We start from the raw sequence: 25,084 nt of genomic DNA on the forward strand, positions 1-25,084 counted from the left end.
CATGCACAATTCAGTTCATTCCCTTAAACAAATAATTCATAAAACCCCTTTCCAAATAGAATATTACAACAAATAACAAACGCTTGAATACGTAGATATAAACACAATACCAAAATTACAACGTTGTAATTTTACACCAAATGTATACGCTTACAAAAACTATTTTTCCCATCTTAGCAAAGACCAACTGGTTTGGCAACAACAAAAATCAGTGTTTGCTTGCGAAGAGGTCTACATGCTGTTGCCGATCTGGGAGACATGTTAGCGGGCAAAAAATGCGCGAAAAAAGGGCAATGAACGTATTTCGTTCTGCCCGGTTCTTGTCCTGCCTAAGCCAGCTTTCTGGCGCAGCGCAGGATTGTTTTATTTTTGAAACGTTCACCCTTGGTTTCAACCTCTTCGGCTTCTACATCTGGTTTCGATACTCCATCGGTGTTACACCCGTCACGCGCTGAAACGCCCTGTAGAACTGACTGACATTGGAGAACCCCAGCCCAAAGCTGATGGTGGTCACAGAATCTGTTGTATGGCGCAGTCGTCGGGTGGCTTCCTCCACACGCAAATTCAACACGTACTGATACGGCGTTGAACCTGTCAGTGCCTTGAAGGAACGCATAAAATGATATCTGCTCTGGTGCGCAACCGCCGCCATCGATTCAACGTCCATTGGACTTGTATAGTCACTGTGTATATACTCCAGCACGCGCCGCAGATGGGGGTCGATGAACGCGCTGCCGTGGCTGCTTGTTTGCTGATACAGATTCTGAAGCTGCCCATAAACCAGACCGGTCCCCACGCTCCCCGCCACACCTATTCCTGCGGTTGCCAGCGTCAGGTTACTCCCATCCGGTTGACCAGTCAGCATCCGTCTAAGATATGTCTCTACTGCAAGCTCTGCTTCCTGTATCCGCAATGGTTCAGGCGCATCGTCCAGCAAAATGGCATTCCAGCCTCGAAACAGTCTGCTAATTTCAGCAGGATCGAAGGTTTGCGTAGTCCGAAATTCGGTCTGCACCCCTTGCCCCCCTGAATCCTCCAAGCCGCCAACTGGCGGATTACGAAACTTGATAACGATAACCGCCGAATCCGAACCAATCTCGAAAAAGTGCTCCATCCGGGGATGTGCAATAATCCCTAGTCCTGCTTGTAGTGGATAAGCATGTTGTTCCTGCACCAGATGACATTGTCCTCTTACAGGCAACGTAACCTGATACCAATCATCATGCACATGGGGTTCATTGGCGAATCCGCCAGAGGCCTTCCACAATTCCAATCCATTCAGCATCATATTTAATTCCATCGTTTCCTCACCTGCTGACATTATAGCAAATCGTGCTCACTTTCCAAGCACTTTTCACAAAGACAATATCTGTCCGTATCTTTTATCATGGTAAAAAATAATTCGAGGTGATCTCCCGTGGCACAAGCCGCTGTAAGCAAAATGCAAATCAATCACTCCGCCAATTGGGCGCTTGCCGGAGTCAGCTTCGCCCATCTGCTGAATGATGCGATGCAGACCGTTGTTCCGTCTGCTTTTCCGCTGTTCCAGCAGACCATGCAGCTCAGTTTCGCCCAGATGGGCTGGATTGCCTTCACATTGAATATTACCGCATCGGTTCTACAGCCGCTGGTCGGTTATATGTCTGATCGCAAGCCCATGCCAATCCTACTGCCCGCAGGCATGTTGTTCTCCCTGATCGGTGTTCTCGGCTTTGCCTTGTCTTCTGAGTTATGGATGCTGCTTGTCTCCGCAGCATTGATTGGGATAGGCTCATCCATCCTGCATCCTGAATCCTCACGCGTCGCCCATCTGGCGGCAGGTCGAGGACGTGGAATGGCACAGTCCATCTTCCAGGTCGGTGGCAATACAGGTCAGGCTCTCGCCCCGTTGCTGGTTGCCTTTATCCTGCTCCCGCATGGACAGCTTAGTTTTCTGTGGCTAATGGCTTTTGCCCTAATCGGGATCGTTATCCAGTCTTCCGTTAGCCGTTGGTATAGAGACAAATTGGCGGATAATCGCAGCCGTCAGCAACAGTCTGTACAGGCAAATGGCATTGTGCAGCCTACTGCCCAGCCCTTAAGTCGGGGATTTATCGCTTTTACAATGGGTATTCTCATCCTGCTGCTATTTTCCAAATTCGTGTATATTGCCGGTATGACCGGGTACTATGCCTTTTATTACGCGGATGCGTATAACCTACCTCTTTCGCAGGCACAGATTTGCCTGTTCGTTCTGCAATTTGCGGGTATGGTTGGAACCTTGCTCGGCGGCCCACTGGCTGACCGTTATGGACGTAAACCGATGATCTGGTTCTCCATCGCGGGTACTGCACCATTTTCACTGTTGCTGCCTTATGCGGGACCTGCTCTATCCATGGTATTATGCGGCATCATCGGTCTGATTCTAATGTCCGGCTTCAGTGTCATCATTGTCTACGCACAGGAATTGCTGCCGCGTCATATTGGGACGGTATCGGGATTGTTCTTCGGCCTGTCGTTCGGCATGGCGGGACTCGGTTCGGTTGTGCTCGGTTCCCTGATTGATGTGACCAGCATTTCATTCGTCATCAAGCTATGTTCTTTTTTGCCGCTGCTCGGGGTGTGTGCTGTATTCCTGCGCCGGGATCGGCCAAGAAACGCCTAATATGCATTGAAACGTCAGTCGTTTTGTGACTACAATAAGGTCAGGATAATCGAGACAGAGGCTAATTAGAAGGAAGGAATAACCCATGATCATTGATGTACAGCATGTTACTTGGAAAAGGGGACCAATCACCCTGCTGCACGATGTCAGCTGGCATGTAAACGAAGGCGAACATTGGGCATTGCTTGGCCTGAATGGTTCCGGTAAAACCACACTCCTGAACATGATCACCGGATATCTCTGGCCCACAGAAGGTACGATATCCGTGCTCGGACACCGTTACGGGGATGTAGATTTGCGTGAGCTGCGAAAGTCGATTGGCTGGGTCAGCTCCTCCCTTCAGGAGAAATTGTATGGCACCGACCGCACCCAGTATGTCGTGATCAGCGGCAAACACGCCACCATCGGACTGTACGATAAACTTTCAGACGAGGACCTGGATCAGGCACGAGAATTGATGCATACACTCGGCTGTCAGCATCTGTGGGATCGCGAATACCGTACCTGCTCTCAGGGGGAGAAGCAGAAGCTGCTCATTGCCCGAGCCCTGATGGCTAACCCGCGTGTACTCATCCTGGACGAGCCCTGTAATGGACTCGATCTGTTCTCCAGAGAGCGGCTACTTGAAAGTATCAGTGAGCTGACGCAGAAGCCGGATACCCCTTCGCTCATCTACGTGACTCATCATACGGAGGAAATATTGCCTGTGTTCAGTCACAGCCTGCTGCTCCGACGGGGCGAGATCGTGAATAGCGGATTAACCAGCGAGTTGATGAACAAAGACGTACTGAGTAACTTTTTTGAAGCACCTGTGGATGTGGACCGGCATGGAGAACGTGTCTATGTCAGAGCATCGGATAAATAATTTTCTATATCTATTCACAGTCAGAACAGTCGAAGCAGCCCAAAATCTTATCCACATGTGGACAGGTTTTTGGGCTGTTTGGCTATATTATGAATTATCCACAGTATTCTGTGTACTATTTCCGGGCAGAGAGGAATAAAAACAACGGAATCCGCTGTCTGCGCAGGTACGTCTCCTCGTTCACAAAATGCTGACGCTGAGGCGCCGATTCCCGCAGATGCTGTACTTGAAATCCTGCCTGCTGTAATGCCATATAGTAGGATTCGATGGAGCGATGCATTTTTTTCACCGTACCTCCAAGCCATTGCTGCTCCCGAAATCCCTCCACAAAATACTGATCGACAATCCAGTTGGTTCGGACCCCCGAAGGCTGCAGCGTCGACGTGATCACAGGATGTTCTACCGAAAATACGAATGTGCCATTCTCTTTTAACGTGTGGTATACCTTGCGGAATAGGCTGTCCACATCCTCAATATAATGAATCGCCAGTCTGGATATGACCAGATCATATGTATCTGCGGGATAGCTCCAATCTTCCATATACGCTTGCTCAATCTGGGCGTTCTGACCCTTTATCGATTCATGGGCAACCTGAATCATATTCAATGAACCTTCAATTCCTGTATAACTGCCACCACGGTGCTCGGGACCCAACAGTTCTGCTCCGAACCTCGCATCACCACAGCCGAGATCCAATATGCTCTTGCCCCCAACGTCTCCGACTAACTCCAGCATTACAGGCTTCTCCAACGTATCATTGGCATTCTCCTGCCACTGCCGGCGTTCCATATACTTCTCGAAATTGGCCCCATCGTCGTAAAAATCCGATCCCCGTTCGATCATTGCGCAACCCCTCCGTTACTGGAATGAAGCCAGCTCTCATATTCAGCCTGGAAGATTATACAGAATATCGGCATAGGTTTCTACAGCAAAAAGGCTGTTGCCCGAAATAATCCAGCAGACAGCCCTATGCATTAGTAAATTTTCGTTATACTGGCTCAGCCAAAGCGCTGCGTTTTGTACCATTTGCTCTCACGTTTCTTGATCTTGTCCATGACCAAAGAGTAAAAGGCTTTGATCGAGATGAGAATAAACAGCTGCGCATACGTAAAATAGGATACACAGGCGTATATGAAATTACGAGTATTGCTCTGTCCAATGTCTGCCGCGAGTGCAAGATTGATCTGCAATACATATATAAAGTACATAAACGCCCATCCAATGACGAGAAATACATACGCATCTCCGGCAAATTGGAACGGTGAACTCACTCCCGGTTTGAACATCGCAATGATCTGGTAAACCAGATTAACGAGAAAGATAATATCCGATACAATGATGGCCAGCATAAACCAAAAGTAACTGACCGCATAATAGATAACCAACAACTTGTTACGCCAGCTGGACCGGTTGAACAGGTTATGGATATTATCCAAAACAACCTGATAGTTCCCTTTTGCCCATCGTTCACGCTGTTTCATATACACGCTGACCTTTTCCGGCTCTTGTTGGTAGGCTTCTGCCTGGGGCGCAAGGGCAACGAATTGCCCTCGATTCAAAATCTCAAAGGATAAAGCCGTATCTTCCGTGATCGCGGTAACATCCCAGCCGCCAATCTCACGAATCAGCTCCGTTTTAATAATATAATTAGTCCCCGGAATGGAACCGAGCTGGAATAATTCCCACAGCCCTGTGTGGTAGACTCGTTGAGATGTGATAATCTCCAGATTAATGCATTTGGAAAGGAAGTTCTGCCCCCGGTTCCTTGCTTTATTTCTGCCAAATACGACACCGTATTGCTCCGGGTTTTCCAACGACTTCTGTGTCAGAAACATCAGGGAATTTCGCTCAGGGGCAGCATCTGCATCAAAGATGCAAATCCACTCACCCGTGGATATCTCCAAACCGTCATTTAACGCACCAGACTTGCCTCCCGTACCCTTACGCTCCATAACGGTCACATTCCGATGTATATAACTGGTTTGGCTGAGAAATGTCCGCAGCTTCTCCGCTGTATCGTCCGTGCAGTTATCCGCAATAACGATGACCTGAACCTTATCTTCAGGATAATTTAGACGCAGGATATGCTCCACGGTAGCTACAATAACCAATCCTTCATTATGTGCAGGTACCATGACGGTTACGGTTGGATAATGATCCATGTTTTTAGGAATCTGAATCCCTTTTTTGTCCTGTTTTTGAATAAAACGAACGGCTCCAGCCATAATGACTATCGATTCAAATACGGCAATCCATATACTAAATATGGATAGTAGTAATATAAAATCAGCCACTTACCTTCCTCCGATCGTACTTACGAATCACCTTGGATCGAAAGCGAAGAGTGGCAATCGTTAATACAATTGTAAAAACCGCGAACATACAGCTGACGGCGATACAAATCGGGATGAACCATGACATGTAGTCCACAGAGCATCTCTCCTTTCACGCTAGTTTTAGATATACTCTCCAATGAGATCTGTCTCCGTGTTCCGTTCCAGCGCGGCAATAACAGCATCAATATCCTCATACTTGCCGAACTGTTCCTTCTGGAATACCAATGCACCGGATCGAATAACCGTCTGTAGTTCATTTCCTTTTTTATCAATCATCTGCAGATCCATCATCGCTTTTTTGATCCGTCCTGTAAGCACTGGCAAGTACCCCACATCGGTCATCGGGCAAATGATCACAAACCGTCCCCGATCCACATAAAACTTGTAATCCTCATACCGTATTTGCTTCTGGATCGTATTGGACAGCTCCAGCAGAAACTGTGCATATCTTACGGAACCAAGTGACTCCAGTACCAATGGCAAAAAATCAATCTTGAACATGGCCATGCTGAACCCATATTGCTCCGAATAACGTCTGGCAAGATTGCTTTGTTTAATGACCGTATCGGTAAGAGCTTCCTTGTTGCCCAAGGATGTATCCGGATCAATCTGCGGATTACGTTCCTGCAGCTCCTGCAGACGTTCCATGACACGGGCACTGCGCACAAGACTTGCCTTAATAAAAGCAGCCACAGCCACATTAGCCGGAATTAATAGCCACCATGAGAACGTAAGCACATTCACATCTGCATAGGTAACAAGCCAGACAAAGTAAGAGACCAGATATACAAATCCGGCGACGACAGACACTCCGACAGGTATCGCAAAACCAAGAACCAGCGCACCGAGCGTTGCGATACTAAACACCACATCCAGTGTGGTATAACTCTGATTCATATAAATTTTAAGATAGACAACGAGTTGCTGGATCACGGCTAATCCGATCAAACTGGCATATCCCCATGCAATACGACGAATGGGTGCTTTATTCCTCATAAGTACCTTCTCTCCAGTAGAATTTAATAGTGATCATTAGAATTCAACAAATTACGACATGAATAGACAAATATTATGCTAACACAATATTAAACACATAAAATGACAGAATTATCATTTTTCAAGAAACTTTTGTAATTCAGTCTCACCAAGCAAAGGGAACAGGTTATCAAACATATGTGTATCGCCATCAAATACGTACCCTCCTGGATAAGCGTTATCCAGACTGCGCAAGGTGATCATATGGTTATACAGCTGTTTGGCCCATTTTGGATCACCTGTTTGAACAGCGAGCAGCATGGCGAGTCCATAAACGGATGGAGATTCATAGGATACGGCGGGTGTACGCCCCGTACGTTTATATTGGCCCGGCAACTGATGACGGGTATTGAATTCAGTTTTCAGAAAAGAAATAAGCTTGTCCGGCGTCCGGTTGGTTGCCGTTAAATGGTTGGCGACAATTAGCTGATCGATCAGGTTGACCGTATCATCATATGTATATTCTTTCGTTTCAACATTAAAGGTTTTAGGGTAAAATATGCCGTCATCCGGCATGCTTTTCAGCAGAGATTCGTATTTGGTATAGGTTCCTGGTTCCAGCATTTCATGCTCTTCCATCGCTTGCAGCGCCTGCAGATCAACATAAACCAGACTTAATATATCCGGTGAATGTCCATTGGCGAAATCGTGAAAATCAACATAATACCCCTTGGTCTGAACGGACTGCGTAAGTGTACGGACAATATGATTGGCTGTTGCCAGCTTCTCCTTCCGGCCCTGCTCCCATTGATCTGCCGCCTTCAATAATGCCCCAACGATTCGAAAATCATCGCCAAGCGCATTGGTGGTCACATGAGACTTCCCTTCCGTATCCAGCTTCCAGGCAATATAGTTTTGAGGCATCAGGAAATAGGTCTTTAAGAGATCATAACTCTGCTCAAATAACACCTGATCGTTCTTGGCTACGGCGTATTGCATCCACAGTCCGATGGATTCAGACAAAGCCTCCCGACCTGCAACAATATTTGGATCTACTGACGAAGCATCCTGAAGATAGGTGGCCAGTGTGCCATTCGAATTGGTCATATGTTTCTGTACAAAAGAAGCTGTCGGGGATGGATCGTTCATCACAAACCGCTCCTTCATAAAAATAATCCATGCTGCCGCGATACCAACCGCCAGTATGACCAACCACACCAGTCTTCTCCAGTTCATGACCTGCATATTTCCCTCCTGTGTTGTTACAGCTCTGGAATATCACTCTTCGCTCATTCAGATTGGTCCATATAAGGTCGGCGGCCGCCCTTTTTGACGAATTTCCAATCGACTTCAATGTTGTGGCGCATCCGCCGCAGAAGCTTAACCGCAATCTCGATCTCTTCCTCCGTTAAGCCCTCCAGCGTTACCTGATCAGAATGAACACCCTCCCTGCGGATGAACTCCCAGGCTTCAAGACCAGCATCTGTCGGATATAACAGCTTATTCTTCTTATTACCCATTGCCGACTGTTTGACGACAAACCCGTCCGCTTCCAGTTTGCTAATGGCTCTAGCCGCAGTGGTCCGATCCACTTTGATTAATTCAGCGAGCTGGTTGGGGATAATACCAGGATTCTCACATATGCGATAAAGATACAAATACTGTCCACGAGACAAGTTTAGATGTTGGAATTCAACGTTGCTGATCGAATCCAGACAGCGGGCAATCATGCCGATTTCACGCAACACTTCTTTTTTTTCAGTCAATGGATTCACTCCTCTATAAAATTGTTGCATTCGCAACATAATTGATGATATAACTGATTTAAATCAGTTTAAATTTTAACCATGATAACACATGGAACAGGTATACGTTCATGCTATCTACCAGTTTACCATGCCATAATAGAATTACTATTGACTAAAGGGGAAACATTCATGAATACAACTATTGTTGAAGCTAATAACCAGGAATTGCTCGACGCCTGCTTCGCCATTCGTACCGCTATTTTTGTTGAAGAGCAAGGGGTGCCGGCTGAGGACGAATTCGACGCTTATGATGCACTGGAGACGGTAGCAAAACATATTCTGCTCTACGTAGACGGCGTTCCCGCTGCCTCTTCCAGGCTGCGTGTGGTCGAAAATGTTGCCAAATTGGAACGGATCTGTGTCATGATCGATTATCGGAAACACGGACTTGGTCGTGTGCTGATCGATAAGCTGGAGCAAATGGCACTCGCTCAAGGACTCGAGAAGGCCAAGTTGCATGCACAGGTACAAGCCTCAGGGTTCTACGAACGTCTCGGATACACGGCAGCCTCGGACGTATTCATGGAAGATGGCATTCCACATCTACTGATGACCAAGAACTTAAAATAAATACCAAAAAGAGCATCCTCAAAGTTCAAGAACAAGACTTTGGGATGCTCTTTTTGGTTTCTAATGAACCCAGCCCGTGCTATTAATGGAGATTCAAGTATTTGGGAGTGTAACGAATCGTACAAACCTTATTTTCTGTTTTTGCAACCTACTTGCACCTTTTTAATGTGAATTTGACTGAAATAACTTGATTGAAGTTCGTTAGCATTTCTAATTCACGTATTTTGCTCCAATTAGGTGCGAAGAGTTCGTTAGATGTAACGCCACATTGGGAGAGATATTTACTAAGTAAATAAGATGACAAAGAAGCCAGGCGTTAACCTGACTTCTTGGCTTACATCCTTATCCCAAAGCCAGACGACCTGGCTGAGATTCAGTGGCGTTATTTTTCATCTGTTTACTGCGCAATTGTCCGCAGGCCGCATCGATATCGGTACCATGTTCCATGCGTACAGTTGCGTTAATGTTATTCTTTTTCAATGTATCATAGAAGCCCAGAATGGACTCTTCCGTGCTCCGCTGATACTGACTGTGCTCATCCACCGGATTGTACGGAATCAGATTGATACTGACCATACTCTTGCGGCTGGACAACAGTTCAGCCAGTTCGGCCGCATGTTCCCGCTGATCGTTGACGTCCCGAAGCAAAATATATTCAAACATAATACGCTTGTTCGTCGTAGCCAGGTAATAATCCACCGCGTCCATCAATTGTTCAATCGGGAAGGCCCGGTTGATCTTCATGATCTGTGTCCGCAGTTCGTTGTTCGGTGCGTGCAGGGAGATCGCCAGATTAACCTGCAGACTGCTGTCTGCAAATTCCTTGATCTTGTCAGGCAGCCCACTCGTGGATACGGTGATCCGTTTGGCCGCAAGCGCCAGCCCTTTACGATGCTTGATCACTTCAATGAAATCAGTCATGTTCTGGAAATTGTCAAACGGTTCGCCAATTCCCATCACGACCACGTTAGTTACCCGCTCGCCTTGACCAGCTGCATCAAGATACTGTTGTACGTGCATAATCTGTTCGACAATCTCACCACCGGATAGATCGCGACTTTTCTTGATCAGCCCGCTCGCGCAGAAGCTGCAACCAATATTACATCCCACTTGAGTGGTTACACATACAGTGAGACCGTATTTTTGGCGCATTAAAACCGTTTCAATCAGATTTCCGTCCTGCATACGCAGCAGAAATTTCACCGTGCCGTCAGCAGATTCCTGCTTCACATGTTCACTCAGTGAGTTCATCGTGAAATGCTCTGAAATGACATCCAGACATTCCTGACGCACATCCGTCATCTCTGTAAAATCATGCACTCGCTCCTGATATAACCATTCCCAGATGCGGGAAGCACGGGATTTCTTCTGCCCATGCTCCGGCAGCCAGTCACGTAGTTGCTCTAATGTTAATCCATATATGGATGATTTAATCATGTTATTGTCCTCTTTTCGCAAAAAGCATATGGCTCATCGGTCTATTGAAAAAACCTCTACTCTGTATTGTCCCAAAATTGACGAGGGAACACAAGGGCTTTTGCATTTCTTCCAAGAGGTTTTATCAATGGCAAATCTGCACAGTAACTTATCGCTTCACTCCAATGCCCAACCGTTTAGAAGTGAATAATACCTGAGGTATGCAGCAGAACCAGAAGCACCAGAATTGGCGCTACATAACGCAGCATGAACAGCCATATCCGGAACCAGCCTGCACGCAAGCCGGATGCTTCGGCAGCCTTTTTCCAGAAGTATCCGGCAAAAATAGTAACAAGCAATCCACCAATCGGAAGTAAAATGTTGGACGCCATGAAGTCCATCCAGTCGAACACACTCTTCGAGCCAATCGTCCATTCAGGGAACAATCCGAGCGACAATACCGAAGGAAGCCCAACGATGAAGACGGCAAGTGAGATGGTCCATACCGAGCGACTCCGGCCCCAGGATAGTCTCTCCATGAAATATTTCACCGGAACTTCCAGCAAGGATACAGCCGATGTTAACGCCGCAATCGCCAGAAGCACGAAGAACAACCCGCCAAACACGAAGCCTAGCGGCATAGCCGAGAAGGCTGCCGGCAAAGCCACAAAGATCAGCGATGGACCCTGATCTGGTGCAATCCCGAAGGAGAAGGTCGTTGGGAAAATGATCAGACCTGCAATGAACGCATAAATCAGATCACCCGCACCTACAGCAACGGTTGCTGCACCCAGTGATTGATTTTTATCAACATAGGAACCGTATGTCACAAGAATACCCATACCCAGTGATAGGGAGAAGAATGCATGTCCAAGCGCTACCAGCGCAGATTCGGTCGTAAGTTGCGAGAAGTCTGGATTCAGGAAGAAGGAAACTCCCGCACCAGCTCCTGGCAAAGTCACTGCACGAACCATCAGGATAATGAGCAGAACCAGCATCGCTGGAATCAGCACTTTGTTAAACTTCTCGATTCCGTTCGATACCCCTTTGGCTACGATCCAACCTGTAATCAGAACCGAAACCAGTTGCCACACAATCGGCATATAGCCGCCAACAAAGTCACCGAACTGTCCGGCATAATCCGGATTGTTATACAACGTGCCACTAAAGGACGTGATTGCGTACTGCAGCGTCCAGCCTGCAATGATCACATAAAAGGAAAGAATGATAAATGGCGTCAGTACTTGCAGCAATCCAGCCGCAAGCCAACCTTTTTGCCCACCCGCTTTAATAAAGGCCGTAGCCGCGCTTCCTCTGCCGCTGCGACCAATCGCAAGTTCAGCCAGCAATACGGGCAGACCAATCAACAGGAGACAAACGATAAAGAGCAGGAAAAACGCCGCTCCCCCGTTCTCTCCCGTAATATAAGGAAACTTCCACATGTTGCCGAGACCCACTGAACTACCAATGGCAGCCAGAATAAATCCGGCCTGCGAGAAGCGTTCACCTTTGTTGGGTCCGTCTTGATCCAGATTAGGCTTACTAAAATTCATCGTATCTACTCCATCACTTTAAAGTTTTCCCGTAATTATATACTACTCCACGTGTCAGGTCATTCGAAAATCGAAATTTGTCGAAATGTTATTTATTTACAGGTACTTGTGCAATAAATAGGTTGCCCTTTCCTTCTTCATTTAACATAGGAAGCAGCCAGCGACGTGTTGTCCACTGAACTTTCTAATATACAGTATGTGATAAAAAGGAGCATGCCAACCCTGCCGTGTAGATCGGTAATTCCAAAGGTGGCTGGGATCCATATCGTGATTCTGCTCTGGGTTGTATATGCCATGACCCGTGAAGTTCTAAATGGACGGAAGAAACGTAGCTGAATATGATCCTGCAATAATAAAAAAAGAGATGTTCCAGCAACCACTTACATGGTTACCGAAACACCTCTATTTGGATTAAATTTTAATTTCAAGCAACTCATATTTGATAATGCCCATAGGCGCATTTACATGAATGACACTGCCTACTTCTTTGCCCATCAGTTCTTTACCAAGCGGGCTCTCATACGATATTTTGTTATCAGCAACATCCGCCTCGGCTGGACCAACCAACATGTATTCAATCTTCTCGGCGAATTCAATATCATTAAGCAGAATGGTTGAGCCAATGCTTACTTTGTTCGAGTCGATATTGTCCGAAGTGATGACTCTTGCTTTGGTCAGCATTTTCTCCAGAATCAAAATGCGTGTTTCCATAAAAGCCTGATCATCTTTGGCTGAATGATACTCACTATTTTCCTTCAGGTCACCGTAACTGATCGCGAGTTTCAGACGCGCCGCCAGTTCCTTACGCTTCACCGTCTTTAATTCCCTCAGTTCGTCCTCCAGCTTTTCCAAGCCTTCCTGTGTCAAAATCACTTCATCATTAGCCATTTTTTCCATCTCCTAATCCTGCTTTCTATCTATATTCTAACCTATATCCACTCCAAACGGTTAACATACCAAGAAAAAGAAATAACGCTCCCATTGATGGAAAGATGTGTATGTGTCTTCTTAGACTGTACCGGTACAATTGAAGCAAACCAGTGTATTCATTTCATCCGTTCACTTTTACAATGAATTCAGGGCAGCAGTTTATAACACGCTCACTACATGACTCGAGGTGATCTGGATGAATGTTACATTGACTCCAACTGAAATAATGGCCTACCTGAAACGGATAGGCATCCATGATATCAAAGAACCCACACTGGCATTCCTATCTGAAATCCAGCAGACACATGTGCAGTATCTATCCTGGCAAACGGTCGATATTTTTGCAGGTCGACCTACGGGCATTGATCTTCAAGAATCGGTCCAGCTTATATTGCAAGGCCGCAGTGGTTACTGTTTTCATCTGAATGGCGCTTTCAGCGTTCTGCTTCGCTCTCTGGGATATACGGTGCATTGGCATCGTGCCGGAGTTCAGCCATTCGGAGAGCAGCCACGTGTGAACTCGTTCCATCTCGGTCTTTCCGTCTCTTTGCCAGATGCAGACCCGAATGTGGAACGTTGGATTGTGGACGTCGGTCTGGGCGGCATGCCCTTTGAACCGCTTCCCCTTCGTTATGGAACCTACGGATCGGCCCCGTTTACTTATACATTAATGCCTTCATCCGTTGCCCCTGGCGGATGGCGACTTGAATATGAGCCGAACGGACCAAGTGAGGGTGTCGACTACGCTCCCGAAGAGCTTACCAGCCTGGAAGAGTTCATTCCCAAGCATGAATTCTACAGCGAGTCAGTCGATTCGCCTTGGCATAACGCATTTTTGCTCCGTCAGAGGCATGCTCTCCAAAGCAACGAACTACGTGGATGTATGCTCCGGACGCATGACCACGATGGTATCCGCAAGAAGGAGATTCAAACTTACACTGAGTGGAGAGACGTATTGGCTGAGAAATTCCACGAACCGTTGGTGAATTACACAGAAGTGAAACGCAAAGAAATGTGGGGACGGGTACAGGCTGCACATGAAGAATGGAAAAGAACACAGCAGGTATGAAGCGGCACGGGCAGACCCGATAACCCGATGATTATAAAGGAAAGTGTGTAATCCATGCCGAATACATCGTCAGGTGATAAATGATGATAACGATTCAAGTTCTTCAAGTTCCGGCAGAATTGCCGGAGACATACTGGAACCTTTTTTTGTCTTACGTATCTGAGGAAAGACGAGGACAAGCTGCACGTTTTGTACATCAGGTGGATGCTTATCGCTCTGTACTGGGTGAAGTGTTGACCCGTGTGACGCTGAGCAAGTTAACTGGCCTGAGGCCGGGAGAACTTTCCTTTACACGTAACAAATACGGCAAACCTTCACTCAGTCTCAGTAACTATGCTGATGTTCAATTTAATGTTTCGCACTCTGGCGATTGGATTGCTTTAATCTCTGGCGGTGACGCCGATCTGGGTGTGGATGTGGAAAAAATATCGCCCATCGACATGAAGATTGCCGAGCGCTTCTTCTCTATCACGGAGAGTGGATTCCTGGCTGCGGAGCCCGCCGAAATGCAGCTGGAGACCTTTTACCGTCTATGGACGTTAAAGGAAAGCTACATCAAGGCCGTCGGCATGGGCCTGTCCATGCCACTGGATTCATTCTCCATGATCCGTAATGCTGACGGGAACTGGCACTCGCCAGAAGCAGCCGCTTATCCATTCCTCAGCCTTCGACTGGATCAAGGGCATATGATAGCTGCTTGTTCTGCAGGAGAAGCTTTACCTTCCCAGCCGGATGTCATCACAATCGAAGAGTTGTATCAGGCATTATTATGAAGGAGGGGTTATAAACCCCTCTTCTCCAATAACAATCATGCTTAAAAATCCCTGGCGAGCCCGCCAGGGATTTTTTCAAAACTTGGAACTATTGTGATTCCTGCGTCAATGATGGAGATTTCTTTTGCCTCCGGAAGAGACCCTGACCGCTGTTTTTCCGTATCGTTGCAGCCGCGTCAGCATCGCTGATTTTCAGGGCAAAGCATAAACCAATCAAGAGAAACGCAGCAGCACCCAGTAAAGCCAAACGGTACGCCAGCATATTCGGCTCCATCGCTCCAGCCGCAGTAACCGTCGTTGTACCTACGCCAGCCAGAACAGCAGACAATAAAGCCAGTCCAATGGCGGAGCCCAGCCGATTTTGCACCGTGAACCAGGTGGAGGCTCGTCCCATTGAAGGAGGCGGTATTCGGGCAAACGAAGCAATCTGTACCGCGCCTACCGTCTGCCCCAGGAAGATCCCCACGCCGAACAATAATGAACGAATGAACCACGGATTCGTATCCACTGTAATCTGACTAAGCGTAATGAAAATCACAGCCGTGCAGATCAAACCCATGGATATCAGCTTACGCGGACCCAGTCGCGGATATGTCCAGGGCACAAGCTGCGAAGCGATCATAAGTCCCAGAGCTTCAGGGAATGTGGTTAGTCCTGTCTCCAGCGCAGAGGCGTTTAGCACGTTTTGATACATCAGTGGAAATACATACAACATGCCCAGCAGACCCGCTGCTCCACATACGGACACCAGACCGGAATAGCGGAATAAACGGTCTTTCAGCAAACGTAGATCAAGCAAAGGCTGCTTCGCGCGCAGTTCGGCAACCACGAGCAACGTGAGCAGGATGATTCCCGTCAGACCAGCTCCAATAATAAGAGGGGAAGTCCACCCTCGCAGCGGACCCTGACTAAGAGCGTACATCGTCAGAGCGAGCCCTGGAGCAGATAATAACCACCCCGGTACATCCAGTGGGCCGGCTCCCTGTTCTTTGTGTTCCTTCAGATAAATCATTCCGAAGATTACCGCTGGAATGCCTACGGGTAGATTCACATAGAAGATCCATCGCCAAGAGAGCTGGTCCACAATCAATCCGCTCACAATCGGCCCTAGGGCCGGGGCCAGCGCGATGGGCAGTACGAGCATTCGAGATACCTTAGCCCGTTCCTGGGGAGGAAAGGTTCGAAACAGCATCGCCATCCCTACAGGAGTAAGCAGACCACCCCCTGCACCCTGCAAAATGCGAAAGAACGTCAGCGTACTTAATTGATCGGCCGTCGCACACAATGCAGAGGATACCGTAAACAGTGCCAGTGCCGATAAGAAAACTCGTTTCGTTCCCCATCGATCACCAAGCCACCCGGCGACAGGCAGGAATACAGCCAAACTCACCAAATACCCCACATTCAAGGTACCCGAAGCAGCCGGGGGAATCCCCAGCTCCTCACTAATGGTTCGTAATGCTACGTTCAAGACCGTTCCATCCATAGCCACCATAAACATCGCTAACACATAGACGATGCTGACAATGACCTTGGGATTCAGACCGAATTTCATCTGCTAGCCTCATGAACGGCTCCAGGCATACCGATTTCATCACAGAGGCTTAACGGTTTCAGATCTGTCCATTGCTCGGCGATGTAATCGAGACACACCCGGCGCTTGGCCTTGCCAAGCATCACGGTCCAACCTGCGGGTACTTCAAGGGATGCAGGCCAGAGGGAGTATTGCCCCTCCTCATTGATTAACACCAGATAATTGCTGTCTTCATATTCAAATGGGTTGCTCATCGCCTTATCCTCCTATTTATGTTGAATTTCGCGCTTGTTCAGCTCTTCCAGCTTGGCGGCCAGTGTTCGGCAGATTTCCTCCAGCGGTCCAGGCTGACAGAGGTCTTTGTGACGGCAAGCGATATCATGACGTTCCAATTGGCCCCCGATATACGCATTCCACATTTCCGGTTCAATCGGGTCGAACCAGTCCGGAATAATGGTGGAACGGAAGAAGATCAGATCCCCCTCGAATCGGGATGGCGTATAGGCCCCCAAGATCCGTACGGAATTTTCATAGGTCTTCCGCAGCTTCATGATCGTATCTTCGTCCAAACTTGCCAGTGCACTGCCCTCACTGCGCAATATGCGCATAGCCGTTGCCATATCCAGCGGCCCATCCCCAATGCTGTCCGGATCATAACCACCCAGTGCAAGCAATGCCGTTAAGGCTTCTTCCTCATCCGGTTCTCCGCGAATCGGCAGATAGTGGCTCGGATACGCATCCAGCATGGCAAGAAACTCCACTTCTTCCCCTTCCGATTGCAGTTGTACCGCCATAGCCTGGGCTACGTTACCTCCGAGAGACCAGCCCAGCAGACGGTAAGGTCCCTCAGGCTGTACCGAGCGGATATGGCGGATGTAGTCTGCTGTCATATCTTCCAGTGTAGACGGAAGTTCCTCGTACTCAGCAATTCCTCTGGCCTGTAACCCATAGAGCGGATATTCCATGCCCAGATGTTTCATCAGCCCAGCATAACACCAGCTAAGTCCTCCTGCAGGATGGACACAGAATATAGGCAGATGCTCCCCATGCGTTCTGAGCGGCAACAGCACTTGAAGCGAGCTTTTTCCGGAATCCGAATCCATCTCCAGTCGCTCCGCTAGTCCCGCTACGGTAGCTGTTTCGAACAAAATGCCGATGCCCGGCTCCCTTCCCATCGCTTCACGAATGCGGCTCATCAAGCGAACAGCCAGTAACGAATGGCCACCCAGCTCGAAGAAACTGTCATCAATACTCACACTCCGCATGCCCAATACTTCGGCAAACAAATCACAGAGGATCTCCTCCTGCGGGTTGCGAGGCGCTCTGCCACCTGTCGTTAATTGCATTTCCGGTGCGGGTAGTGCCTTGCGATCGAGCTTTCCATTAGCTGTAAGCGGCAGGCTCTCCATCGCTACAACCGCAGATGGAACCATATAATCCGGAAGTCTGGCAGACGCATGACGACGCAAGGCAGTCGATTCCGGTATCGTCCCTGTGTCCGAAGCCGGAACGATATAAGCTACAAGACGTTTATCCCCAGGCTGGTCCTCACGGACAATTACAGCAGCCTGGGCCACGCTTGAATGCCTTGCCAGCACCGCTTCAATCTCGCCAAGCTCAATGCGGAATCCCCGTATTTTCACCTGCTGATCCGCCCGCCCCAAATAATCAAGCGAGCCATCATGCAAACGCTTCGCCAGATCTCCTGTCCGGTACATACGTGTGCCTGGTGGACCGTATGGATCAGCAACGAATCGCTCAGCTGTAAGATCAGGTCGATTCCAATAACCACGAGCCAGACCCGCTCCGGCTACATACATCTCTCCGGTTACTCCTGTTGGTACAGGCTCAAGTTGATCATCCAACACATATACCCGAAGATCCGGTATGGCGCATCCAATCCAGCTGCTCGCGCCTTCCGTAGAACTGCCTGCATGCAGTTCCTGATAGCTGACATGAACCGTCGTCTCAGTGATGCCATACATATTGATGAGTCTTGGCGCATCAGCAGCATGACGTTCATACCAATCATCCAAGCGCCCAAGCTCCAGTGCCTCGCCTCCAAAAATGACATAACGGAGTGCAAGCTGCTGTCCCCAGGCCGGATTTTCCCTGTCAGCCTGCATGAGTTGGTAGAATGCGGATGGCGTCTGGTTCAATACGGTCACCTTTTGCTCAGCAAGCAACTGCAGGAACGCTCCAGGTGAACGGCTAATCTCATGAGGAACAACGACTAATCGCCCTCCATGCAGCAGCGGTCCCCAGATTTCCCATACGGAGAAGTCAAATGCATAGGAGTGGAACAAGGTCCATACATCACTCGCGTCAAAATGGAACCAGTGCTGCGTGGCATCCAATAAACGGATGACATTGGAATGCGGAATAACGACCCCTTTAGGCTTGCCTGTCGAACCCGAGGTATAGATCATGTAAGCCGGGTTCAGAGGTGTTACACGCCCATTGCGTTCACTATCCGCAGGGTTTCGATCATCCAGCATCTCCAATTGCTGCAAAGTATGCAAATCGTCCATATTAATACACTGAATTTCTGCCACCTGCGGAAGCAAGGTGTATACCTCTGTACTCGTTACCATTACTTTCGGTGCTGCATCTGTCAGCATATGTGTCAACCGATCTGCCGGATAATTGGGGTCAAGTGGTAGATAAGCGGCTCCTGCTTTTAGCACAGCGAGAATGCCCACAACCATTTCAACGGAACGAGGCAAGGCTAGCGCAACCATTTGTTCCGGTGCCACGCCTTGAGCGATCAGTAATCTGGCAAGCTGATTGGCTCTTGCATTCAGCTCCCTGTAATTCAAGGTGATATCCTCACAGGTCATGGCAGTCGCTTCCGGATGAGCAGCTGCTTGTATCTCAAAGCGCTCGGCTATGGTCAGTTGTGCATCCTCACTCAGCGTAAAGGACCATTCTTTTTCAAGCTGGGCCTGCTCTGTTGGGGTCACGACATGAAATCTGCTGATTCGCTCATCCAACTGCTGCACTGCATCTTCAAGCACCTGCATCAATCGGACCACAAGTTCACCTGCAGTAGACTCCCGGAAGAGATCTGCACTATATTCCAGCACACCTTCAATTCCGCCTGGAGATCCATTATGCTCACGCTGCTCTGTCAGCTCAAGGGTTAGATCAAATTTGGATGAACCCACACCATGCATGCAGGTTTCCGCCGCAATACCCGGTAGATCAAGACGAATATCCGGTGTATTTTGCAGCACAAGCATCACTTGGAACAGCGGATGTTTGGAACGCGACCGAGGCGGATTTAATACTTCAACCAACCGTTCAAAGGGCAGATCCTGATGTTCATATGCAGCCAGATCGACTTCCCGCACACGAGCCAGCAGCTCACGGAATGTTGGATCACCTGAAGTATCTGTACGCAGCACAAGGGTGTTAATGAACATACCTACGACTTCATCCAGCGCATCATCGCTCCGTCCGGCAATCGGTGTTCCTATCGCAATATCCGTTCCTGCACCCATTCGGGTAAGCAGCAAGGACAGTGCCGAGTGCAGCACCATGAACAGGCTGACTTTATTCTCACGTGCGATGATCATTAATTGCTCATGCAAACGTTGACTGATCGTAAAAGGCACTGACCCACCGCGATAACTGGACACGACTGGACGTGCGTAATCCGTAGGGAATGTAACCTGCTCCGGTAAATGGGCCAGCTGGTTGCTCCAGAATTCCATCTGTCTTGCAATCAGACTGTCCTGCTGTTTCTCATTCCCTAGCAATCTCTCCTGCCACACCGCATAGTCGGCATATTGAATGCGCAGCGGCTCCCAGGCAGGTGAAGAACCCCGCAAGCGTGATGCATAAGCCACCGACAGATCGCGGATGAGCGGTGACAATGACCATCCATCCCCGGCAATATGATGCAGCAGCAACAACAGCACATGCTCATCAGCGCCGATTCTGAACAACTCGGCACGAATGCCTGGTTCAGTGGAAAGCTGGAAACTGTAGCGTGACGCTTCTGTCAGAAGCTCGGGAAGCTCCTGCTCCGTAGCAGCGGTTATATTCAATTTCACTTTGACGTCAGCAGCATTCAGAATATGCTGGCTCGCAGAACCCATTTCAGGCGGATACAACGTTCGTAATGTCTCATGACGGTCTACAATATCCTGCAGGGCGTTCTCCAGAGCATCCGTATCCAGCTTCCCGGCCAACCGGGCAACCAGCGGAATGTTATACGTCGGATTGGCGCCTTCCAGACAATACATGAACCACAACCTCCGCTGGGCAAAGGAGAGCGGAAGCTCCCCCTGACGTGAAACAGGCTGAATAACAGGTCTCACCGATTTCGCCTGATCCAATCGTTTGGCTAGGCCTGCTGCGGTTGGAGCTTCAAATACACTGCCGATCGTTAGATCTGCACCGAATACATCACGGATACGTGCTGTAATTCGTCCAGCCAGCAGGGAGTGCCCACCCAGTTCAAAGAAATCATCGTCAATGCCCACACGACCAACACCAAGAATCTCAGCGAACAGACTGCATAGAATTTCTTCTTGTGGCGTGCGCGCCTCCCGTCCATTGGCATTGGACAGCAAAGTAGGCACAGGAAGCTGTTTGCGATCGATCTTTTTATTCGGTGTCAACGGCATCTCAGGCAGTAGTGTGAATGCAGCAGGCACCATATAATCCGGCAACGCATCCGCCACGTAAGCTCTTAGTTCTGCCAGATCCATACGATTCTCGAGTTCAGACTCACCCACTACGTACGCTGCCAATCGCTGGTTTCCCGGTTGGTCTTCGCGAGCCATGACCGTGACCTGAGCTACGCCAGGATACCTGGAGATTACCGATTCAATCTCGCCCAGTTCTATCCGGAAACCTCTAATTTTGATCTGATGATCTGCACGACCCAAATAATCGATAGAACCATCCGGCAGCCATTTCGCCAAATCTCCTGTACGGTACATCCGACTGCCTGGCTGACCGAAGGGATTGGCTACAAAGCGTTCTGCAGTCAGATCAGGCCTGCCCAAATACCCGCGCGCAAGCCCTTCGCCTGCGATATAGAGTTCCCCTACTACACCCGAGGGTACTGGCTTTAAGCCTTGATCCAGCACATATAGCTGCGTGTTGCGAACCGGACCACCAATCGACGGTTTCCCCATTTCCCCTGTGTCGAACGAGGCAGCTGTGGAATAAATGGTTGTCTCGGTTGGGCCGTACTGGTTATTAACGTGACACCCCAGTTCCTGCAAAGAAAGCTTCAGTTCCTCCGTCAGCGCCTCTCCTCCAGTAATCAAGGTTAGCCCATCGAATCGCCCTGGCCGGCTCGTCACCAAAGACTGCCATAACGTAGGCGTAGCCTGCATGATGGTGGTTCCCAGCTCTCTCATCTTCCCAGCCAGAGCTACCGGATCAAGAATCGTCTCTTTGTGTGCAATATCCAGCCGGGCACCCGTCGTAAGCGGCAGAAATACTTCCAGTACGGATATGTCAAAAGCAATCGTAGTCACCGACAGCCAGTGGTCCTGCGGACCAACCTGTAGTCTCGTCTTCATATCCTCAAGCAGATTCGCCAGCCCCAGATGGGTTACGGCTACGCCCTTGGGCTTACCTGTGGAGCCTGAAGTGTAGATAATATACGAAGGATTGTGCAGAGAAGCTGTACTTGTCAGATCATCACCTTCGGGATTACTTCCAGGCCGGCGACTCACTGCCATAGCAGTATTTGGTTCATCCATGACCATCATCGGTACACTGGATGTTGTCGGCAGACTGGAAACATGGTCCATCACCGTCACCACACAAGCAGGCTTGGCATCCTCTAACATGTAGATCAGACGCTCTTCGGGATAGTCAGGGTCAAGCGGCAGATAGGCGGCCCCCGTTTTGTGGACAGCCACAATGGCGATGACCACTTCGAGCGAACGAGGCAGAGCAATAGCCACCCGCTGTTCCGGTCCTGCCTGATATCGTTGTATCAATTCATGAGCCAACTGATTCGCTCGTTCATTCAACTCCGCATATGTCAGGGACTCCCCTTCGAATGTCAGCGCCGTTGCAGAAGGTGTGCGGCGGACCTGCTGTTCAAACAGTGCTGCTGAATTGCTATCGGCCGTCACCCATCCCGTTCCATTCCATGTCACCAATACTTGTTCACGTTCGGCAGGGAGCAGCAATTCCAGTCGTCCCACCGTCTCCGTCTCCATGCCTTCCTGCATTACCAAGTTCAGCAGCTGCATATAACGAAGCTGATGGTTCTGCAGTTCGGAATCATTGTAGATAGACGGATTCGCATCAAAATCAATACTCAGCCCATGACCATGCCCTTGGTCCACCACATGAATGGACAGATCGTCTACCGGGCCCGTGGACAGGTTGTGAATCATGCCGCGCTGCCCTGCAAAGTTTAATTCATGGTGGAATGGCATGACATTAATCATGGGTCCGAACAGGCGACGATTCTCTCCAAGCAGCTTCAGATCACGCCGCAGATCCTGGTGGCGATAGCGTTGATGCTTGCGTACCGCCCGTATCTCCTGGACAATCTGTTTCAGCAACTCTGACACGGTCAGATTTGACTCTACGTTGAGACGCAGCGGAAGTACATTCATGACCATACCCGGAACCCGCAAGGATGTTGATCCCAATCGGCACATCACGGGCAGGGCCAGCACAACATCGGTCGCCCCTGTCATGCGGTGTACGTAAATGGCTGTTGCCGCTACAAACAAATCCGGCCAGGTCACACCGAACCTTGCCGCTGCCGCCTGCATTTGCTCGCGCTGCGGCTGTGTAAGCAGACCACTCTGTCTCAGGAAGTAGGTAGAGGTTCGCGGAGCCCGTTCACCCAGACTGATAACATCCGGTTCATCAGCATATCGATCCATCCAGAACTGACGATCCTGTTCTTTATCCACGGAGCCAAGATAAGCCTCGTCTTCCTGAAGTACAGCCGTCAATGAGCCAAACGACGCCCCCTGCTGGACTTGATCTACACCTTCTCCTCTTACCCTTGCAGAGTATAGGCTCGCCACCCTGCGGGTAATCAGCGAAACACCGTATCCGTCAATCGCGATATGATGGATGCGCTGGTACCAGTAATAACAATCATGGCTCAGCTGGAACAATGCCTCCGTAAAGAGTGGACCTGTCGCCAGATTGACGGGATTGGCCAGATCCTTTTTCATCCAGTTTAGTGCTGCTGTGTGGGGCTCCGATTCCCCCCTCACGTCGATGACATGAAATGTCCAATGATTCGGGTTGGTGTTCAACAACTGCCATGGACCTTGTTCATTTTCGCCATAAACCATATTCAGCGACTCTGCTTCCGAAACGGTCTGTCGCACACTTTCTTCGAAGCGTCCTTTGTCTACGCTACCCTCGATGACCACATACTCGGCTGTATTGTACATCGGATTGTCCGGATTCAACTGCTGAGCGAACCAGATGCCGGACTGTGCAGAGGACAGGGGCCAAGCCGTGTCCCGACTGTGCGACGTATGCACGGCCCCGCTCAAAAGTAGTCTCCGTTCGGGAGCACCTTATTTTTGGTCTTATCCAGCAATGCTGCCCATGCAGCCAATGTAGGCAGCTCCGCCAGATCCACGAACGTTACCCCCGCTCCTTCCACTCGAAAGCGCTCAGCCAGACTCATAATACGAATGGAATCCAGTCCCCACATCTGAATCAGATCATCGTGCTCTCCAATGTTGCCAGGCTGCTCCTGGAGCATCTCTCCGACCTGATTTCTCAATGCTTCCAACGTGACTTGTTCAATGCCATGACTTCCGTCCTGAATTGGCTCTGCTGCGGATGCCGTTTGCTGCTCAGCCTCCGATACAGCCACCTGAGCAGATGCAGCATAGGAGCGCTCCCCTTGCTCACCCACTTCGGATTTCAGTGCTCCTTCATTTCCGTCAGCGCCAGAATCATTTAGCGACTCAAGTAAACGTCCGGTTGTCAGTGTTACCGCGCACCTTTCTGCTGCATACGTCAGGGCCATGCGATGTTTTTCCGCCGAGAAATCAGCTACTGCATCCGCAACCAGGAACGCCTGAATGTCTCTCATAAAGGCTTCACAAGAGGTCATCAGACATCCGATATGAGCATAAATACCGCAAACGATCAGTTGATCGCGGCCATCCCTCTGCATTAGTTCAAACAGGTCTGTTTTCTGGAAGGCGCTATATCGCCATTTGGTCATGAACGTATCTTGCGGAGCGGGTGCGAGCGCATCAATAATTTCTTTTTGCACAGGTCCTCCATCTATTCCCGCACCCCAAAAGTCCAGCTGTAACCCGCGCTGCTCCGGAGTCTGTCCGCCCGGTTGTGCGGAGTAGACCACCGGAATGCCCAGCTCATGACACTTTGAACGAAGTTGTGAAATATGATCGATCAGCTCCACAACAGGGGATTGTCCTGCCGTAAAGGCGTTCATAAAATATTGCTGCATATCATGGATCAGGAGTACCGAGCGCTTCGTATCCGGTGTCCATGTTACCTTGTTGACAGGAAGCTCCGACTCTACAGGCATTGCATAGGGTTGAATCTTTGGAAGTGCCATGAATATCCCTCTTTTCAGCTTTATTTATCACAATCATGTTCATCACTGCGCTGTAGTGC

Annotated in this window: 18 protein-coding genes; 5 read left to right on the plus strand and 13 right to left on the minus strand. The window is 49.2% G+C overall.

Annotated elements, in window-relative coordinates; genetic code table 11:
• Positions 1 to 406: 406 nt before the first annotated feature.
• Positions 407 to 1,300 (minus strand): helix-turn-helix domain-containing protein, encoded by an 894-nt coding sequence (locus HP548_RS13295; RefSeq protein WP_175381937.1) that lies wholly within the window; start codon positions 1,298 to 1,300, stop codon positions 407 to 409.
• A gap of 117 nt (positions 1,301 to 1,417) precedes the next feature.
• Between HP548_RS13295 and HP548_RS13300 the strand changes: the two genes are divergently transcribed.
• Complete coding sequence (locus HP548_RS13300; RefSeq protein WP_099857929.1) at positions 1,418 to 2,644, plus strand: MFS transporter; 1,227 nt, start codon at positions 1,418 to 1,420, stop codon at positions 2,642 to 2,644.
• Positions 2,645 to 2,729: 85 nt separating this feature from the next.
• Positions 2,730 to 3,509 (plus strand): ABC transporter ATP-binding protein, encoded by a 780-nt coding sequence (locus HP548_RS13305; RefSeq protein WP_099857928.1) that lies wholly within the window; start codon positions 2,730 to 2,732, stop codon positions 3,507 to 3,509.
• Positions 3,510 to 3,624: 115 nt separating this feature from the next.
• Here the strand turns inward: HP548_RS13305 and HP548_RS13310 are convergent, their stop codons facing one another.
• The 5 genes from HP548_RS13310 to HP548_RS13330 form a co-directional block, all read right to left on the minus strand.
• Positions 3,625 to 4,353 (minus strand): class I SAM-dependent DNA methyltransferase, encoded by a 729-nt coding sequence (locus HP548_RS13310; RefSeq protein ID WP_099857927.1) that lies wholly within the window; start codon positions 4,351 to 4,353, stop codon positions 3,625 to 3,627.
• A gap of 155 nt (positions 4,354 to 4,508) precedes the next feature.
• Entirely contained in the window at positions 4,509 to 5,804 is a 1,296-nt protein-coding gene (locus HP548_RS13315) for a glycosyltransferase (protein WP_175381938.1), read from the minus strand.
• A 162-nt stretch (positions 5,805 to 5,966) separates the two neighbouring features.
• On the minus strand, positions 5,967 to 6,842 hold the full coding sequence (locus tag HP548_RS13320; protein WP_076287317.1) for a diguanylate cyclase domain-containing protein: 876 nt from the start codon (positions 6,840 to 6,842) through the stop codon (positions 5,967 to 5,969).
• A gap of 114 nt (positions 6,843 to 6,956) precedes the next feature.
• On the minus strand, positions 6,957 to 8,057 hold the full coding sequence (locus HP548_RS13325) for a glycosyl hydrolase family 8 (protein ID WP_343054838.1): 1,101 nt from the start codon (positions 8,055 to 8,057) through the stop codon (positions 6,957 to 6,959).
• Between the two features lie 53 nt (positions 8,058 to 8,110).
• Positions 8,111 to 8,551 carry a MarR family winged helix-turn-helix transcriptional regulator gene (locus tag HP548_RS13330; protein WP_240343003.1) on the minus strand — a complete coding sequence of 147 codons (441 nt, stop codon included), beginning with the start codon at positions 8,549 to 8,551 and terminating at the stop codon, positions 8,111 to 8,113.
• 207 nt (positions 8,552 to 8,758) lie between these two features.
• On the opposite strand from HP548_RS13330, the gene HP548_RS13335 reads away from it, so the two are divergent.
• Complete coding sequence (locus HP548_RS13335; RefSeq protein WP_175381940.1) at positions 8,759 to 9,199, plus strand: GNAT family N-acetyltransferase; 441 nt, start codon at positions 8,759 to 8,761, stop codon at positions 9,197 to 9,199.
• 342 nt (positions 9,200 to 9,541) lie between these two features.
• On the opposite strand, the gene rlmN is transcribed toward HP548_RS13335, so the two are convergent.
• The 3 genes from rlmN to greA all read right to left on the minus strand — a co-directional run bounded on the left by rlmN (position 9,542) and on the right by greA (position 13,056).
• A complete protein-coding gene (rlmN, locus tag HP548_RS13340) occupies positions 9,542 to 10,636 on the minus strand; it encodes a 23S rRNA (adenine(2503)-C(2))-methyltransferase RlmN (protein ID WP_163755728.1) in 1,095 nt (364 codons plus the stop codon).
• A 176-nt stretch (positions 10,637 to 10,812) separates the two neighbouring features.
• Positions 10,813 to 12,168, minus strand: a complete 1,356-nt coding sequence (locus HP548_RS13345) for a sodium-dependent transporter (protein ID WP_175381941.1) — start codon at positions 12,166 to 12,168, stop codon at positions 10,813 to 10,815.
• Between the two features lie 411 nt (positions 12,169 to 12,579).
• A complete protein-coding gene (gene greA, locus HP548_RS13350) occupies positions 12,580 to 13,056 on the minus strand; it encodes a transcription elongation factor GreA (protein WP_063565893.1) in 477 nt (158 codons plus the stop codon).
• 268 nt (positions 13,057 to 13,324) lie between these two features.
• On the opposite strand from greA, the gene HP548_RS13355 reads away from it, so the two are divergent.
• The gene (locus HP548_RS13355; protein ID WP_246318052.1) at positions 13,325 to 14,167 is read left to right on the plus strand and encodes an arylamine N-acetyltransferase family protein; all 843 of its coding nucleotides are present in this window, start codon (positions 13,325 to 13,327) and stop codon (positions 14,165 to 14,167) included.
• Between the two features lie 83 nt (positions 14,168 to 14,250).
• Complete coding sequence (locus tag HP548_RS13360) at positions 14,251 to 14,940, plus strand: 4'-phosphopantetheinyl transferase family protein (protein ID WP_175381943.1); 690 nt, start codon at positions 14,251 to 14,253, stop codon at positions 14,938 to 14,940.
• Between the two features lie 88 nt (positions 14,941 to 15,028).
• Here HP548_RS13360 and HP548_RS13365 read toward each other — a convergent pair whose 3' ends face one another.
• The 4 genes from HP548_RS13365 to HP548_RS13380 are packed head-to-tail and all read right to left on the minus strand — an operon-like array spanning position 15,029 to position 25,025.
• Positions 15,029 to 16,495, minus strand: coding sequence for an MDR family MFS transporter (locus tag HP548_RS13365; protein WP_175381944.1), 1,467 nt, complete (start codon positions 16,493 to 16,495; stop codon positions 15,029 to 15,031).
• Positions 16,492 to 16,728, minus strand: coding sequence for an MbtH family protein (locus HP548_RS13370; RefSeq protein ID WP_072733826.1), 237 nt, complete (start codon positions 16,726 to 16,728; stop codon positions 16,492 to 16,494). The genes HP548_RS13365 and HP548_RS13370 overlap by 4 nt, the downstream gene beginning before the upstream one ends.
• Before the next feature lie 12 nt (positions 16,729 to 16,740).
• Complete coding sequence (locus HP548_RS13375; RefSeq protein ID WP_246318053.1) at positions 16,741 to 23,979, minus strand: amino acid adenylation domain-containing protein; 7,239 nt, start codon at positions 23,977 to 23,979, stop codon at positions 16,741 to 16,743.
• The gene (locus tag HP548_RS13380; RefSeq protein ID WP_175381945.1) at positions 23,976 to 25,025 is read right to left on the minus strand and encodes an isochorismatase family protein; all 1,050 of its coding nucleotides are present in this window, start codon (positions 25,023 to 25,025) and stop codon (positions 23,976 to 23,978) included. The genes HP548_RS13375 and HP548_RS13380 overlap by 4 nt, the downstream gene beginning before the upstream one ends.
• Positions 25,026 to 25,084: the final 59 nt, after the last annotated feature.

This window comes from Paenibacillus taichungensis (assembly GCF_013359905.1).
In the GTDB taxonomy this organism is placed as follows: domain Bacteria; phylum Bacillota; class Bacilli; order Paenibacillales; family Paenibacillaceae; genus Paenibacillus; species Paenibacillus taichungensis.

Bases quoted from the DNA above. Each gene is read 5' to 3' on its own strand.
- HP548_RS13295 (WP_175381937.1), bottom strand. From the start codon at position 1,300: ATGGAATTAAATATGATGCTGAATGGATTGGAATTGTGGAAGGCCTCT.
- HP548_RS13305 (WP_099857928.1), top strand. From the start codon at position 2,730: ATGATCATTGATGTACAGCATGTTACTTGGAAAAGGGGACCAATCACC.
- HP548_RS13310 (WP_099857927.1), bottom strand. From the start codon at position 4,353: ATGATCGAACGGGGATCGGATTTTTACGACGATGGGGCCAATTTCGAG.
- HP548_RS13320 (WP_076287317.1), bottom strand. From the start codon at position 6,842: ATGAGGAATAAAGCACCCATTCGTCGTATTGCATGGGGATATGCCAGT.
- HP548_RS13325 (WP_343054838.1), bottom strand. From the start codon at position 8,057: ATGAACTGGAGAAGACTGGTGTGGTTGGTCATACTGGCGGTTGGTATC.
- HP548_RS13330 (WP_240343003.1), bottom strand. From the start codon at position 8,551: ATGATTGCCCGCTGTCTGGATTCGATCAGCAACGTTGAATTCCAACAT.
- HP548_RS13335 (WP_175381940.1), top strand. From the start codon at position 8,759: ATGAATACAACTATTGTTGAAGCTAATAACCAGGAATTGCTCGACGCC.
- rlmN (WP_163755728.1), bottom strand. From the start codon at position 10,636: ATGATTAAATCATCCATATATGGATTAACATTAGAGCAACTACGTGAC.
- HP548_RS13345 (WP_175381941.1), bottom strand. From the start codon at position 12,168: ATGAATTTTAGTAAGCCTAATCTGGATCAAGACGGACCCAACAAAGGT.
- greA (WP_063565893.1), bottom strand. From the start codon at position 13,056: ATGGCTAATGATGAAGTGATTTTGACACAGGAAGGCTTGGAAAAGCTG.
- HP548_RS13355 (WP_246318052.1), top strand. From the start codon at position 13,325: ATGGCCTACCTGAAACGGATAGGCATCCATGATATCAAAGAACCCACA.
- HP548_RS13360 (WP_175381943.1), top strand. From the start codon at position 14,251: ATGATAACGATTCAAGTTCTTCAAGTTCCGGCAGAATTGCCGGAGACA.
- HP548_RS13365 (WP_175381944.1), bottom strand. From the start codon at position 16,495: ATGAAATTCGGTCTGAATCCCAAGGTCATTGTCAGCATCGTCTATGTG.
- HP548_RS13370 (WP_072733826.1), bottom strand. From the start codon at position 16,728: ATGAGCAACCCATTTGAATATGAAGACAGCAATTATCTGGTGTTAATC.
- HP548_RS13380 (WP_175381945.1), bottom strand. From the start codon at position 25,025: ATGGCACTTCCAAAGATTCAACCCTATGCAATGCCTGTAGAGTCGGAG.